13 protein-coding genes and 1 riboswitch are annotated in these 14,004 nt (G+C 69.5%); of the genes, 7 read left to right on the top strand and 6 right to left on the bottom strand.

What is annotated here, in order from left to right; translation table 11 throughout:
• Positions 1 to 38 precede the first annotated feature (38 nt).
• Positions 39 to 1,463 carry a trehalose-6-phosphate synthase gene (locus ACIBK9_RS26370; protein WP_387681340.1) on the bottom strand — a complete coding sequence of 475 codons (1,425 nt, stop codon included), beginning with the start codon at positions 1,461 to 1,463 and terminating at the stop codon, positions 39 to 41.
• A gap of 31 nt (positions 1,464 to 1,494) precedes the next feature.
• Between ACIBK9_RS26370 and ACIBK9_RS26365 the strand changes: the two genes are divergently transcribed.
• The 6 genes from ACIBK9_RS26365 to ACIBK9_RS26340 all read left to right on the top strand — a co-directional run bounded on the left by ACIBK9_RS26365 (position 1,495) and on the right by ACIBK9_RS26340 (position 6,904).
• Positions 1,495 to 2,049 (top strand): RNA polymerase sigma factor, encoded by a 555-nt coding sequence (locus ACIBK9_RS26365; protein ID WP_189654051.1) that lies wholly within the window; start codon positions 1,495 to 1,497, stop codon positions 2,047 to 2,049.
• A gap of 79 nt (positions 2,050 to 2,128) precedes the next feature.
• A riboswitch (SAM riboswitch) is annotated at positions 2,129 to 2,269 on the top strand.
• A 13-nt stretch (positions 2,270 to 2,282) separates the two neighbouring features.
• Positions 2,283 to 3,515 (top strand): threonine synthase, encoded by a 1,233-nt coding sequence (thrC, locus tag ACIBK9_RS26360; protein ID WP_358298739.1) that lies wholly within the window; start codon positions 2,283 to 2,285, stop codon positions 3,513 to 3,515.
• Between the two features lie 25 nt (positions 3,516 to 3,540).
• Positions 3,541 to 3,816: a MoaD/ThiS family protein gene (locus ACIBK9_RS26355; RefSeq protein ID WP_352361720.1), complete on the top strand. Its 276-nt coding sequence runs from the start codon at positions 3,541 to 3,543 to the stop codon at positions 3,814 to 3,816.
• 243 nt (positions 3,817 to 4,059) lie between these two features.
• On the top strand, positions 4,060 to 4,260 hold the full coding sequence (locus ACIBK9_RS26350; RefSeq protein ID WP_106250594.1) for a cold-shock protein: 201 nt from the start codon (positions 4,060 to 4,062) through the stop codon (positions 4,258 to 4,260).
• A gap of 344 nt (positions 4,261 to 4,604) precedes the next feature.
• Positions 4,605 to 6,233, top strand: coding sequence for a chaperonin GroEL (gene groL, locus ACIBK9_RS26345; protein WP_357696638.1), 1,629 nt, complete (start codon positions 4,605 to 4,607; stop codon positions 6,231 to 6,233).
• 152 nt (positions 6,234 to 6,385) lie between these two features.
• Entirely contained in the window at positions 6,386 to 6,904 is a 519-nt protein-coding gene (locus ACIBK9_RS26340) for a hypothetical protein (protein ID WP_397161683.1), read from the top strand.
• A 100-nt stretch (positions 6,905 to 7,004) separates the two neighbouring features.
• On the opposite strand, the gene ACIBK9_RS26335 is transcribed toward ACIBK9_RS26340, so the two are convergent.
• Together ACIBK9_RS26335 and ACIBK9_RS26330 are read right to left on the bottom strand one after the other, a co-directional pair.
• Positions 7,005 to 7,535 (bottom strand): YbhB/YbcL family Raf kinase inhibitor-like protein, encoded by a 531-nt coding sequence (locus ACIBK9_RS26335; RefSeq protein ID WP_397161682.1) that lies wholly within the window; start codon positions 7,533 to 7,535, stop codon positions 7,005 to 7,007.
• A gap of 62 nt (positions 7,536 to 7,597) precedes the next feature.
• Positions 7,598 to 9,598, bottom strand: coding sequence for a HelD family protein (locus tag ACIBK9_RS26330; protein ID WP_397161681.1), 2,001 nt, complete (start codon positions 9,596 to 9,598; stop codon positions 7,598 to 7,600).
• 120 nt (positions 9,599 to 9,718) lie between these two features.
• Between ACIBK9_RS26330 and ACIBK9_RS26325 the strand changes: the two genes are divergently transcribed.
• Entirely contained in the window at positions 9,719 to 10,054 is a 336-nt protein-coding gene (locus ACIBK9_RS26325) for a hypothetical protein (RefSeq protein ID WP_397161680.1), read from the top strand.
• A 219-nt stretch (positions 10,055 to 10,273) separates the two neighbouring features.
• On the opposite strand, the gene ACIBK9_RS26320 is transcribed toward ACIBK9_RS26325, so the two are convergent.
• The 3 genes from ACIBK9_RS26320 to ACIBK9_RS26310 form a co-directional block, all read right to left on the bottom strand.
• Positions 10,274 to 11,926, bottom strand: a complete 1,653-nt coding sequence (locus ACIBK9_RS26320; RefSeq protein ID WP_358298746.1) for a DNA repair helicase XPB — start codon at positions 11,924 to 11,926, stop codon at positions 10,274 to 10,276.
• Positions 11,927 to 11,993: 67 nt separating this feature from the next.
• Positions 11,994 to 12,347, bottom strand: coding sequence for a hypothetical protein (locus ACIBK9_RS26315; RefSeq protein WP_397161679.1), 354 nt, complete (start codon positions 12,345 to 12,347; stop codon positions 11,994 to 11,996).
• Between the two features lie 68 nt (positions 12,348 to 12,415).
• Positions 12,416 to 13,891 carry an AMP-binding protein gene (locus ACIBK9_RS26310; protein ID WP_397161678.1) on the bottom strand — a complete coding sequence of 492 codons (1,476 nt, stop codon included), beginning with the start codon at positions 13,889 to 13,891 and terminating at the stop codon, positions 12,416 to 12,418.
• Positions 13,892 to 14,004: the final 113 nt, after the last annotated feature.

The raw sequence follows: 14,004 nt of genomic DNA, 5'->3' as shown, positions 1-14,004 counted from the left end.
GCAGCCTCCGTCATTGGCAGTGAACCCGACTTCTCATGTTAAAGCAGGGCGTCGAGTTGGGATTCCAGCCACTTGTGCGGCGGCAGCGCGGTGGCCGCCTCGTGCAGCCGGTCGCGCCGCCGCCGGCGTTCGTCCTCGGGCATCACCAGCGCCTCGTGCAGCGCGTCCGCCGTGCCGCTCACGTCGTAGGGGTTGACCACCAGCGCGTACGGGCCCAGCTCGGCGGCCGCCCCCGCCTCGCGCGAGAGCACCAGGGCGCAGCGCGGCGACAGGACCGGCCCCTCCTTGGCGACCAGGTTCATGCCGTCGCGGATGGGGTTGACCAGCAGCACGTCCGCCAGCCGGTAGGCGGCCAGCGAGCGGGGGTAGTCGTCGTTGACGTTGAGGATGACCGGGTCCCAGTCCTCGGTGGCGTACTCGTCCTCGATCTCGCGCGCGCAGCGCTGCACCGACGCGGTGTACTCGCGGTATTCGGGCAGGTCGTGCCGGCTGGGGTAGGCGAAGGCCAGGTGGACCACCTTGCCGTGCCACTCCGGATGGGCGGCCAGGAACTCGCGGTAGGCCAGCAGCCCGCGCACGATGTTCTTGGACAGCTCGGTGCGGTCGATGCGGACGATCAGCCGGCGTCCGGCCACCTGCTCGGCCAGCGCGGCCATGTGCGACTCGACGTCGGGCTCGCAGGCCCGCGCCCACAGGGCCGCGCCGTCCACGCCCAGGCTGTGCACGCCGACGCGGGTCGTCCTGCCCTCGTGGGTGACCGTGCCGGCCGCGCGGTCCACCCGCGCGCCCAGCAGCGCCTCGCAGCAGTCCATGAACGCCGCCGCCCACCGGGCGGTGAGGAAGCCCGCGTGGTCGGCCCCCAGGATGCCGTCGAGCACCTCCCTGGTCACCGCGTCGGGCAGCAGGGAGAAGTACTCGGGAGGCGCCCACGGCGTGTGGCTGAAGTGGGCGATGCGCAGGTCGGGCCGCTCGGCGCGGAGCATCGCCGGGGTGAGCGTCAGGTGGTAGTCCTGGACCATCACGCGCGCGCCGTGCCCGGCCTCCTCGGCCAGCGCCAGCGCGAACGCGCCGTTGTAGTCGCGGTAGGACTCCCACTCGCGCCGGAACTTGGTGCCGAAACTGGGGGAGTTGGGGATGTCGTACAGCAGGTGGTTGACGAACCACAGGGTCGAGTTGGCCACGGCGTTGTAGGCGCGGTGGAAGGTGGCCGCGGGGATGTCGAGCATCCGCAGGGCGCCCGTGTCGTAGCCGCCGCGGTCGAGCCGGCCCCCCGGGGCCAGGCGCACGGCGCTGCGGTCGCCGTCGGACAGCGCGGCGCACACCCACAGCACGCCGTGCTCCTTGGCCACCCCCGACAGGCCCGAGACGAGGCCGCCACCACCGCGTTTCATGGTCAGCTCACCGTCGTCGTCGACGGTGAAGGAGACCGGCCCGCGGTTGGACGCCACGAGAACGCTGTTCATTTGGGCTCCCTTCGCCCATAGGATCCCAGCTATGGCGCTAGATGAGCTAACCGAGGAACTCGCCCGCTCGGCCGCGGCCGGAGACCATCGCGCGCTCGGCGAGCTCCTGGCCAGGATCGAGCCTGACGTGATGCGCCACTGCGCCCGGATCCTGCCCTATCACCAGGACGCGGAAGAAGCCTCGCAGGACACTCTGCTGGCCGTGGCGCGCAACATCGGCCGGTTCGAGGGGCGGGCCAGGTTCAGCACCTGGCTGCACATCGTGACCGCCAACTGCGCGCGCACCACGTACCGCTCGCTGAAGCGCAGGGCCGCCGAGCAGACGTCGGAGGAGCTGCCGATGCAGAAGCCCGACGCGCGGCGGGTCAGCGTGATCGCCGGCTCGCGGCTCGACCTGCTCGACGCGATGGAGGCGCTGGAGGCCGACAAGCCCGACCTGGCCCAGGCGCTGGTGCTGCGCGACATCGTCCAGCTCGACTACAACGAGGTGGCCGAGCAGCTCAACATCCCGCTCGGCACCGCCAAGTCCCGCATCCACCAGGCCCGCAAGTACGTGCAGGGAGTCCTCGGGGAGGACTATCGGTGAGACGCGTCCTCTCGCATGGTGAGACGGGTGGTCGTTTCCGCCACTTGAGAAGGTAGAGTCCTTTTCGACAACTGAATATTGCTCATCCAGAGGGGTGGAGGGACCGGCCCTGCGAAGCCCCGGCAACCCTCCCGGCTTGTGCTCGCGACCTGGCGAGGCCGACCGGGACAAGGTGCCAATTCCGGTTCGCGGTCAAGGTGGCCGCGGGCGAAGATGAGGGAAGGCCTCGCTTCATGTCGCTCGACTTTGGTCCTGCCGTCGCTCTGTCCTGCCGCGAGTGCGGCACGCGCTACCCCCTGGGTCCCAGCTTCGCCTGCCTGGAGTGTTTCGGGCCGCTCGAAGCGGCCTACTCCTTCGGCCAGGTGACCCGCGCGGACATCGAGTCCGGCCCCGCCAACATCTGGCGCTACCGCTCCCTGCTCCCGGTCCCCGCCGACGTGGCGAGCAAGCCCAACATGAACCCGGGCTGGACGAAGCTGGTCAAGGCCGGCAACCTCGGCAAGGCGCTCGGCATCCGGTCCCTGTTCGTGAAGGACGACTCGGGCAACCCCACCCACTCCTTCAAGGACCGGGTGGTCGCCATCGCCGTCGAGGCGGCCAGGAACTTCGGTTTCCACACGCTCTCCTGCTCCTCCACGGGCAACCTCGCCGGCGCGGTCACCGCCGCCGCCGCGCGGGCCGGCCTCGACGCGTGCGTGTTCATCCCGGCCGACCTCGAAGCGGCCAAGATCGCCATGGCCCGGGTGTTCGGCGGCCGGCTGATCGGCATCGACGGAACGTACGACGAGGTCAACCGGTTCTGTTCGGAGCTGATCGGCGACCCGCTGGGCGAGCGGTGGGGGTTCGTCAACGTCAACCTGCGGCCCTACTACGCCGAGGGCTCCAAGACGCTCGCGTACGAGATCGCCGAGCAGCTCGGCTGGCGGCTGCCGGAGCAGATCGTCATCCCCATCGCCTCCGGCTCCCAGCTCACGAAGATCGACAAGGGCTTCAAGGAGCTGATCGCGCTCGGGCTGGTCGAGGACACCCCCTACAAGGTGTTCGGGGCCCAGGCGGCCGGGTGCTCGCCGGTCTCGACGGCGTACAAGGCGGGGCACGACGTCGTCCAGCCGGTCAAGCCGGACACGATCGCCAAGTCGCTGGCCATCGGCAACCCCGCCGACGGGCCGTACGTGCTCGACATCGCCCGGCGCACGGGCGGGGGCGTCGAGGACGTCACCGACCCCGAGATCGTCGCCGCCATCAAGCTCCTGGCCTCCACCGAGGGCATCTTCGCCGAGACCGCGGGCGGCGTCACGGTGGGCGTGCTGAAGAAGCTCGTCGAGACGGGCAGGCTCGACCCCGAGGCCGAGACGGTGGTCCTGAACACCGGCGACGGCCTGAAGACGCTCGACGCGATCAGCGACGACGCGCGGCCCACCGCCGTGATCCGGCCCTCTCTCGACGCGTTCCGCGCGACTGTCTGACAATCCAGGAAAGGCAACAAAAACCATGAGCGTTTCTGTGCGGATTCCCACCATTCTGCGCACTTACACCGGGGGTAACGCCGAGGTGAGTGGCGAAGGGGCGACTCTTCGTGACGTTCTCGCCAAGCTTGACTCCGACTACCCGGGGATCGGCGCGAGAATTCTGGATGAATCGGGCAAGATTCGTCGTTTTGTCAACGTATACGTTGGTGATGAGGATGTCCGTTTCGCCGAGGGCCTGGACACTCCCGCCCCTGAAGGCACTCAGATCTCCATCATCCCCGCAGTCGCGGGCGGCTGACCGCCGGACCACCGACTCTTGAAGGCGCCCCTTGTGGGCGCCTTCTTGTTTTAGAACCAAATTCAACCTCGAACGACTCAGCCTTCGATGAAATTAGCGTTTTGTCGGTTGACTCTGTTGCCAAACCCCGTGCCACAGGTATGGTCGAGGGCGATCGTCTGGCTGATTTTCCCAAAAGTCATGCGATTACGGGTCTCGCGAAGGAATGGGCGAGATCTGCGAGCCCAGTAAGAGGAGTCGGAAGTGGCGCAGGGCACCGTCAAGTGGTTCAACGCGGACAAGGGCTACGGCTTCATCGCGGTAGACGGTGGTAAGGATGTATTCGTCCATTACTCAGCGATCATGATGGACGGGTACCGCTCTCTCGAACAGGGACAGCGCGTCGAGTTCGAGATCACGCAGGGCCAGAAGGGGCCGCAGGCGGAGTCCGTCCGCACGGTCTGATTCACCCTCGCTGGTATGCACCAAGGCGGGACGTGCGGCAGCGCAGTCCGTACGGGCTCGCCACTGTTTCCTCCGTCGGCTTCGCACGGCGGGCCGCGCCTCAGGGGCGGCTCGCCGTACGAACCGGCGCACCCGATGACCTGCCCGATGAGCTGGGGTGGGGTGCCCGTGGCTTGCACTCGGCAGGGTAGAGTGCTAAACAGTTCGTTGGCACTCTGTGTGGCAGAGTGCCAACAACTCGGATCGAGACGATGGGGTCTGCCGAACGGAGATGCAGGCCTATGCCGTCGCGGGCGTCGGCTCGGTCCAGGACACGCCACCCTGCATCTGGGAGGTCTAGCCTTATGGCAGCCAAGATGATCGCGTTTGACGAGGACGCCCGGCGCGGTCTCGAGCGCGGTATGAACCAGCTCGCCGACGCCGTCAAGGTGACCTTGGGCCCCAAGGGGCGCAACGTCGTGCTGGAGAAGAAGTGGGGCGCTCCCACGATCACCAACGACGGCGTCTCCATCGCCAAGGAGATCGAGCTCGAGGACCCGTGGGAGAAGATCGGCGCCGAGCTGGTCAAGGAAGTCGCCAAGAAGACTGACGACGTCGCCGGCGACGGCACCACCACGGCCACCGTGCTCGCCCAGGCTCTGGTGCGCGAAGGTCTGCGCAACGTGGCCGCCGGCGCCAACCCGATGGCCCTGAAGAAGGGCATCGAGGCCGCCGTCGAGCGGGTCAGCGAGGAGCTCTCCAAGCTGGCCAAGGACGTGGAGACCAAGGAGCAGATCGCCTCCACCGCCTCCATCTCCGCCGCCGACCCCGAGATCGGCTCGCTCATCGCCGAGGCGATGGACAAGGTCGGCAAGGAAGGCGTCATCACCGTCGAGGAGAGCAACACCTTCGGCCTGGAGCTTGAGCTCACCGAGGGCATGCGCTTCGACAAGGGCATGACGTCGATGTACTTCGTGACCGACTCCGACCGTATGGAGGCCGTTCTCGAAGACCCGTACATCCTGATCGTCAACAGCAAGGTCTCGGCCAACAAGGACCTGCTGCCGCTGCTCGACAAGGTCGTGCAGTCCGGCAAGCCGCTGCTGATCATCGCCGAGGACGTCGACGGCGAGGCCCTGGCGACCCTGGTGGTCAACAAGATCCGCGGCCTGTTCCGCTCCGTGGCCGTCAAGGCCCCGGGCTTCGGCGACCGCCGCAAGGCCATGCTGGGCGACATCGCGATCCTGACCGGCGGTCAGGTCATCGCCGAGGAGGTCGGCCTCAAGCTCGAGACCGCCACCCTCGACCTGCTCGGCCGCGCCCGCAAGGTCGTGGTGACCAAGGACGAGACCACCATCGTCGACGGCGCCGGTGACGCCGAGGCGATCTCCGGCCGGGTCAACGAGATCCGCGCCGAGATCGAGCGCACCGACTCCGACTACGACCGCGAGAAGCTGCAGGAGCGCCTGGCCAAGCTGGCCGGTGGCGTGGCGGTCATCAAGGCCGGCGCGGCGACCGAGGTCGAGCTCAAGGAGCGCAAGCACCGCATCGAGGACGCCGTGCGCAACGCCAAGGCAGCCGTCGAGGAGGGCATCGTCCCCGGCGGTGGCGTGGCGCTGCTGCAGGCCGGCGCCAAGGCGTTCGACAAGCTCGAGCTCAACGGCGACGAGGCCACCGGCGCGGCGATCGTGAAGAAGGCTCTTGAGGAGCCCCTCAAGCAGATCGCGGTCAACGCCGGTCTTGAGGGCGGCGTCGTCGTGGAGAAGGTGCGCAACCTGACCCCGGGCGAGGGCCTCAACGCCGCTTCCGGCGAGTACGTCAACATGTTCGAGTCCGGGATCATCGACCCGGCCAAGGTGACGCGCTCCGCGCTGCAGAACGCCGCCTCCATCGCGGCGCTCTTCCTCACCACCGAGGCCGTCATCGCCGAGAAGCCCGAGAAGACCCCTGCTGCTCCGGCCGGCATGCCCGGCGGCGGCGACATGGACTTCTAGGCCTCGCCTGGTCGCTGACGCATCAGAAGGCGGTTCGGATCTCCAAGGATCCGGCCGCCTTTTGTTGTGTCCGGTCCCGTTACGTTTAGTAGTTATTGACTACGGACAGTAACGAAACGAAGTGACGATTCACCGCACAAAGGAGTAGTTACATGAATTCCCGCACCGCGCGCGTTCTCGGGCTCGGAGCCGTCATGCTGGCCGCCGCGGCCGCCATGACGATGCCCGCCCAGGCAGACGACCACGGTTACCTGGACGAGGCCCTGGAGTACGTCGACGTGCCCTACTGCGCGGGCTACCTGGAACTGTACGACCGCGACTACTGCGCCTCGCCGTCCAGGTGGACGTCGCAGGACGAGCGCGGGGAGATGTCGGAGGAGGGCGAGGACAGGTCGTCGGAGGAGGCCGAGGACAGGTCGTCGGACCAGGCCGACGAGTGGTCGACGGAGGAGGCCGACGAGCGGTCCGGCGAGCGCGGGGATGCCTCGGACGAGGGCGCGGACATGTCCGGCGAGCGCGAGGACGTCTCGGAGGAGGGTCAGGACATGTCGGGCGAGCGCGAGGACGTCTCGGACGCCTTCGAGGGCGAGTCGGGCGGCGAGAGCGAGGACCTGTCGTCCAACGCCCCCGGGGACTTCACGTTCGCGGACGAGCTGGTGCAGGGCGACTGAAGCCCCGTCTGGTGGCGCCGGGCGTACTGAACCCGACGCGGCACCACGGCGAAGGCGCCCCGAACGAACGGGGCGCCTTCGCCGCGGTGTTGTGCCGGTCTCAGACGCCGAAGTGCGCGACGATGTGGCCGCGGGCCAGCGTGTTGGCGGTGATGTTGAATCCGACCACGGCCGGGCTCGCGTCGCCGCCGACGCCCAGCTCGTCGACCCCGAGCGCGTGCACCGTGAAGACGTAGCGGTGAGGGGCGCCGGGCGGGGGAGCGGCGCCGCCGTAGTCTTTGGTGCCGTAGTCGTTGCGGGCGTGGACCGCGCCGGCGGGCAGGCCCTTGAAGTCGGGGCCGGTGCCCGCGCCCCTGGGCAGCTCCGTGGTGTCGCCGGGCAGGTCGAACAGCACCCAGTGCCAGAAGCCGCTGCCGGTGGGGGCGTCGGGGTCGTGGCAGGTGACGGCGTAGCCGCAGGTGCCCTCGGGCGCGCCCGACCAGCGCAGCTGGGGCGAGACGTTCCCGCCGGTCATCCCCCAGTCGTCGAAGACGTGGAGGTCGTTCAGCCGCTCGCCGTCGCGGATGTCGTCGCTCTCCACCACGAGCGCGGGGACCGGGGGCAGGTGTTCATGCGGAAGCGGTGCGGGCACGGCATCCTCCTAGGTTGACAGCTCCTTCAGGCCATCCTAGAAGCGGCCGTGCCCGCCCTCCGTCAGGTTCCGAGCTGCGCCGGGAGCGGCCTGTCGTGCAGCACCGTGAGCGAGGTGACCGCGCGGGTCAGGACCACGTACAGGCGGGCCAGGCCGCGGGGCTCGGCCTCGACGATGTCGGCCGGCTCCACGACGATCACATGGTCGTACTCCAGGCCCTTGGCGAGCGTGGCGGGCACGATCAGCAGGCGGTGCTCCTGCGTCGCGTCGGGGTCGAGCACCGCGTGCGGCAGGCCGGACAGCGACTCGGAGACCGCCGCCACCATCGCGTCGGGGACGATGACCCCGATCGAGCCCTCCCTGGCCAGGACCTCCCGGGCGGCCTCGGCGACCGTGCCGCCCGGCCGGACCGTGAGCGAGCCGGCGCCCGGACGCAGCGACCGCGGGGCGGCCAGCGCGGGGGCGATCGAGGGCAGCAGGCGGGCCGCGTAGTCGAGCACCTCGCGCGGCACGCGGAAGCCGAGCGTCAGCTCGGTCACCTCGCCCTCGTCCTGGCCGAGGTGCTTCAGCACGGTCTCCCACGAGGTGGTGGACCACGGCGTGGTGCCCTGGGCCAGGTCGCCGAGCACGGTGGCCGAGCCGTTGCGGCAGCGCCGGCCGAGCGCCCGCAGCTGCATCTCGGACAGGTCTTGCGCCTCGTCCACGACGAGGTGGCCGAGGGACGGGGTGCGCTCCATGAGGTCGCGCAGCTCGTCGAGGAGCGCGGCGTCGGCGGCCGACCATTTGGCGGACTTCCAGCTCCGATAAGGCTTCCGCCAAAGCAGCATTTCCTGCTCGTCAGGCGACAAATCAGTTTTGGCGGCTTTTGTGAGGAATTCCGGATCGGACAACAGGCGGTGCAGGACCTGTTCCGGCGTCAGTTTCGGCCACACCGCGTCGACGAGCTGCTTGACGGGCCTCGACCTGGCCACCGCGTCCTGGACCCGGTCGTCGGGCGACTCGCCGCGCTGCTCCATCCGCACGAGCACCTGGTGGGCCAGGCGCTGGGCCAGCGCGGCCCGCCCCGGCGAGTAGCGGGTGGTGCCGCGCAGGGAGGCCACCATCTCGCGCACCTCGTGGTCGGCGACCCGGTAGCGGTAGGCGCCCTTCGTGAACACCAGGCCGTCCTCGGGCTTGACGATGTGCATCCACAGCGCCCGTTCGAGCACCGCGGCCATCCTGGCGTCGCCCTTGACCGCGGAGACCATCGGGTCCTCCTCGGCGGCGTGCTCGCCGAGCAGCCCGGCCACGGTGGTCTGGTCGACCTTGACCTCGCCCAGCGCGGGCAGGACGGAGGAGATGTAGGACAGGAACGCCCGGTTCGGGCCCACGATCATCACGCCCGACCTGGCCAGCCGCTCGCGGTGGGTGAACAGCAGGTACGCGGCCCGGTGGAGGCCCACGGCGGTCTTCCCGGTGCCGGGGGCGCCCTGGACGCACACGGTCTGGGCCAGCGTCGCGCGGACGATCTCGTCCTGGTCGGGCTGGATGGTGGCCACGATGTCGCGCATCGGGCCGGTGCGCGGGCGTTCGATCTCCTCGGTGAGGATCTTCGAGGGGCCGACCTCGCCGCCCTCGCCGAGCGGCTCGTCCTCGAACGCGGTCAGCGCGCCGCCGTGGTAGCCGAAGCGGCGGCGGCGGACGACGCCCATCGGGTCGGCCGGGCTGGCCTGGTAGAACGCGCGGGACACCGGCGCGCGCCAGTCGATGACCAGCGGCCGGCTGGTGCCGTCGTGCACGTGGCGGCGGCCGACGTAGAGGGTGCCCGGCAGGTCGTCACCGCCCTCGCGGTCGAGGCGGCCGAAGAACAGCGGGGTGTCCGGATGGTCGGCCAGGGCGGCCACGCGCTGGTCCAGCAGCGACTGGAGGATCTGCTGCGAGACCCAGTCGCCGGCCGCGTCGGCCGACAACGACTGGGCGTGGGCCCGCATCGCCTTGAGCGCGGCCCTGGACTCGGCCAGGTGGGCCTGCTCGGCGGCGAGCACGTCGGAGGGTATGTCGGGAGCCAGTTGGTGTGTGGGCATGCGAAAGCGCCTCCCATGCTGGAAAACGGAGGTGGTCAAGGCAGCGAATCGACTAGTTTAACGGCGGCCGCGCGGCGCCTCCAAAACATTTACCGGCGCGCGGCGGGGTACGGAGGGAAGGTGGCGCGGCTTCGCCTGGTCCTCTCGCCGATGATCCCCACGGTCGCGAGCTTCCTGCTGGCGGCGCTCTGGGGGATGTCGGTCTTCGCCGGTTGGGGGCTGGAGGCGTTCTGCGCGGGCGGCGAGTCCCCGGCGGCGTGCTCCCGGCGGCTCGGCGCGGTCTGCGCGGTGTCGGGGGTGTTCGCCGTGCCGGCCGCCTGCGCCACGCTGGCCGCCTGGCTGGTCCCGGCAGCCCGGCGAGACCCGCGCACGTTCGGCCGCCTCATGGGGACGGGGGTCGCCGCGTGGATCGTCGCCGGCGCGGTGCTGTTCCTCGGCGGCCTGCTGGCCGGCTAGCGAACCCGGCAAAGAACGTATCTCTGAGTGAACGTGGGAATACCGAAAAAGTCGGGCATTTCAGGTGCGCTTGTCGGATCATGGGGGTATGTCGCAGGCGGCGTGATAGTACGCAGGTGAGGGGGGTGGTTCGATGTCGACGACCCGTGGAGTCTCGTGGACGTGACATAAGCGCCGTGCCTGGCCGCTCAGGCAACGAGCGGCCGGGCATTCAACCGGTCACACCTCGCCGTGCACGTCGTCGGCGTCGATGATCTGGTAGGCGTATCCCTGCTCGGCCAGGAATCGCTGCCGGTGGGCGGCGAACTCCTGGTCGACGGTGTCCCTGCTGACCACCGTGTAGAACCGGGCGCCACCGCCGTCGGCCTTGGGCCGCAGCACCCGCCCGAGCCGCTGGGCCTCCTCCTGCCGCGACCCGAACGTGCCCGACACCTGGATCGCGATGGCCGCCTCGGGCAGGTCGATGGAGAAGTTCGCCACCTTCGACACCACCAGGACCTGGATCTCCTTGTCACGGAACGCCTGGTAGAGCCGCTCGCGCTCCTTGACCCTGGTCTCGCCCTTGATGACCGGCGCGTTGAGGTGCTCGCCGAGCTCGTCGAGCTGGTCGATGTACTGGCCGATGACCAGCACCTGCTCGCCCAGATGCCGCCGGACCAGCGCCTCGGTCACGTACGTCTTGGACGGCGTGGTGGCGCAGTAGCGGTAACGCTCCTCGGCCTCGGCCATCGCGTACGCCAGCCGCTCCTCGTCGGTCAGCGTGACCCGCACCTCGACGCAGTCGGCCGGCGCGATCCAGCCCTGGTTCTCCATCTCCTTCCACGGCGCGTCGTAGCGCTTGGGGCCGATGAGGGAGAACACGTCGCCCTCGCGGCCGTCCTCGCGCACGAGCGTCGCGGTCAGGCCCACCCGCCGGCGGGCCTGGAGGTCGGCGGTCATCCGGAAGATGGGCGCGGGCAGCAGGTGGACCTCGTCGTAGACGATCAGGCCCCAGTCGCGCGCGTCGAACAGCTCCAGGTGGCTGTAGACGCCCTTCCGCCTGGTCGTCATCACCTGGTACGTGGCGATGGTGACCGGGCGGATCTCCTTCTTGTTGCCGGAGTACTCGCCGATCTCGTCCTCGGTCAGCGAGGTGCGCTTGAGCAGCTCGGTCTTCCACTGGTGGGCGCTGACCGTGTTGGTCACCATGATCAGCGTGGTGGCCTGGGCGTGGGCCATGGCCGCCGCGCCCACGATGGTCTTGCCCGCGCCGCAGGGCAGCACGACCACGCCGGAGCCGCCGTGCCAGAAGGCGTCGGCCGCCTCGCGCTGGTAGGGGCGCAGCTCCCAGCCGTCCTGGAGCAGCTTGATGGGGTGGGCCTCGCCGTCGACGTAGCCGGCCAGGTCTTCGGCGGGCCAGCCCAGCTTGAGCAGCGCCTGCTTGACGTTGCCGCGGTCGCTCGGGTGCACGATGACCGAGTCGGCGCCGAGGCGCTCGCCCAGCATCGGCTGGATCTTCTTCGAGCGCAGCACCTCTTCGAGCACCGCGCGGTCGGTCGAGGTCAGGACCAGCCCGTTGGCCGGGTCCTTCTCCAGGCGCAGGCGCCCGTAGCGGGCCATGGTCTCGGCGATGTCGACGAGCAGCGCGTGCGGCACCGGGTAGCGGCTGAAGCCGATCAGCGCGTCGACGACCTGCTCGGCGTCGTGGCCGGCGGCACGCGCGTTCCACAGGGCGAGCGGCGTGACGCGGTAGGTGTGGACGTGTTCAGGCGCTCGTTCGAGCTCGGCGAACGGCGCGATCGCCTTGCGGCACGCGTCGGCCTTCTCGTGGTCGACCTCGAGCAGCAGCGTTTTGTCCGACTGGACGATGAGCGGGCCGTCGTTCACGGACATCCCTTCCTACGGTTGACCCTTATCCAACACACACGACGGCAGGAACAGTCCCGGAACGGGTAATCGATCAGTCGTCCAGGCGGCCGGTGAGGCCCAGGAAGAGGAAGAGCCCGACGTTCAGCACGAAACCGGCGCCGAACAGCACCCAGCTCCAGACCAGCAGCGAACGGGCGCTCCTCGGCTGCTCGCGGACCCGCGTCAGCGCCACGGCGGCCAGGATGCCGCCGGGCAGCCCCAGCACGTTGAGGCAGGAGGCGAGGGACAGGAAGTTGAGCACGACGGCGACGATCGCGGCGGCCTGCGGGCCCTCGTCGCGCCGCGGCGGCACGCCGTAGCCGTAGCCGTACTGCGGAGGCGGCTGCTCGCCGTAGGGCGCCCCGTAAGGCAGGTGCGGGTAGCCGGACGGATCTTCTTGACTCACGTTCACCTCCAGACAGGTCAACGTTTATCACGGAATACGGGCGCGCCCGACCCGGTGTGCGCGGACGGTCACAACCGCCCGCGCAGGGCCTTCCTGTCGAGCTTGAGCACGCTGGTGACCGGGATCGACTCGACGAAACGCACCTCGCGCGGGTACTTCACCCGTCCGACCCGGTCGCGCGCCCACTCGATGAGCTCCTCGGCGTTCTCCTCGGCCCCCGGTCTGAGCTGCACGAACGCCACGACCTCCTCGCCCAGCCGCGGGTCGGGACGGCCCACGACGCCCGACATGACCACGTCGGGGTGCTGGTTGAGCGCGTCCTCGACGTCGCGCGGGAAGACGTTGAAGCCGCCGCGGATGATCAGGTCCTTCTTGCGGTCGACGATGTAGAGGTAGCCGTCGTCGTCCACGCAGCCGATGTCGCCGGTGCGCAGCTCGTCGCCGACCAGCGCGGTGCCCTCGGGGTCGGGTTCGTGCTCGCCCCAGTAGCCGAGCATCAGGGAGTCGCCGCTGACGCAGATCTCGCCGACGTCGCCGCACTCCACCGCCTCGCCCGCGGCGTCGCGGATGGTGATCGTGTAGCCGGCCAGCGGCAGGCCGACGCTCCCGGGCCGGCGCCTGCCCGGCGGGTTGAAGGTGGTGACGGCGCTGGTCTCGGTCAGGCCGTAGCCCTCCAGGATCTGCGTGCCCGGCATCCGGCGTTCGAACTCCTGCAGCGCCTCCCGGCCCAGCGGCGCCGCGCCGCAGGTGAGGTAGGCCAGGTCGGGGAGCGGGTGCGACTCCAGCGGCTGCGCCAGGAGCATGTGGATCATGGCGGGCACCACGGTGCCGTACTGGACGTGCTGCTCGGCGGCCAGTCGCAGGAACGCCTCCGGCTCGAACCAGCGCATGAGCACGGCCTGCTGGGGCTCGGTCGCGTGCAGGCCGGCCACGGTGATGATCAACCCGTACGCGTGCGAGAGCGGCACAGGCACGATCGCACGATTTTTCCCCTCTTGATGGGATATTTCGTACGCGTCCTTCGCCACCTGCCAGAGGCCGCGATGGCTCAGCATGACCCCCTTCGCGACGCCCGTGGTGCCGCCGGTGTACATGAGCGCGGCCAGGTCGCCGGGGTCCCTGCGCACCGGTCCGTGCTCGGTGGCCCTCTCCAGCTCGGCCGTGTCCACATGGATCGGGACGTCCACCGCCGCGGCCCGTACGGTCTCCACGAGCTCGGGCGAGGTGACGACGGCGGCCGCGCCGCTGTCGAGCAGGATGTGCCGCAGCTCCTCGGCCCCCACCAGGAAGACCACGGGCGTGACCACCGCGCCCGCCGCCCACAACGCCTGGTAGACGATCGGGACCTCGGGGGACGTCGCCATCATCACGACCACCCGGTCGCCCGGCCGGACCCCGGCCTCGACGAACCCGCCGCACATCCGGCGCGCGCGTCCGGCAAGCGCGTGGCTGCGGTGCCAGACCCCTTCGTAGAACACCGAGTCGTGGTCGTCGAAGCGGTTCCATGACTCCTCGGCCAGCTGGCCCAGCGTTTGCTCGGTCACATGCACAACCTGATCGGAGGCGCCGCGCGCAGTCAACCCTGAACGTTCACACGTCCCCCCTTGACTGACGATTGTGGACGATGCTCTCATGCCGAGTAAATGTCCAATATCGG

The organism is Nonomuraea sp. NPDC050227 (assembly GCF_044459705.1).
Taxonomy (GTDB): Bacteria; Actinomycetota; Actinomycetes; order Streptosporangiales; family Streptosporangiaceae; genus Nonomuraea.
This window is presented reverse-complemented; position numbering and strand designations above follow the sequence as displayed.

Bases quoted from the DNA above. Each gene is read 5' to 3' on its own strand.
- ACIBK9_RS26370 (WP_387681340.1), bottom strand. From the start codon at position 1,463: ATGAACAGCGTTCTCGTGGCGTCCAACCGCGGGCCGGTCTCCTTCACC.
- ACIBK9_RS26365 (WP_189654051.1), top strand. From the start codon at position 1,495: ATGGCGCTAGATGAGCTAACCGAGGAACTCGCCCGCTCGGCCGCGGCC.
- thrC (WP_358298739.1), top strand. From the start codon at position 2,283: ATGTCGCTCGACTTTGGTCCTGCCGTCGCTCTGTCCTGCCGCGAGTGC.
- ACIBK9_RS26355 (WP_352361720.1), top strand. From the start codon at position 3,541: ATGAGCGTTTCTGTGCGGATTCCCACCATTCTGCGCACTTACACCGGG.
- groL (WP_357696638.1), top strand. From the start codon at position 4,605: ATGGCAGCCAAGATGATCGCGTTTGACGAGGACGCCCGGCGCGGTCTC.
- ACIBK9_RS26340 (WP_397161683.1), top strand. From the start codon at position 6,386: ATGAATTCCCGCACCGCGCGCGTTCTCGGGCTCGGAGCCGTCATGCTG.
- ACIBK9_RS26330 (WP_397161681.1), bottom strand. From the start codon at position 9,598: ATGCCCACACACCAACTGGCTCCCGACATACCCTCCGACGTGCTCGCC.
- ACIBK9_RS26320 (WP_358298746.1), bottom strand. From the start codon at position 11,926: ATGTCCGTGAACGACGGCCCGCTCATCGTCCAGTCGGACAAAACGCTG.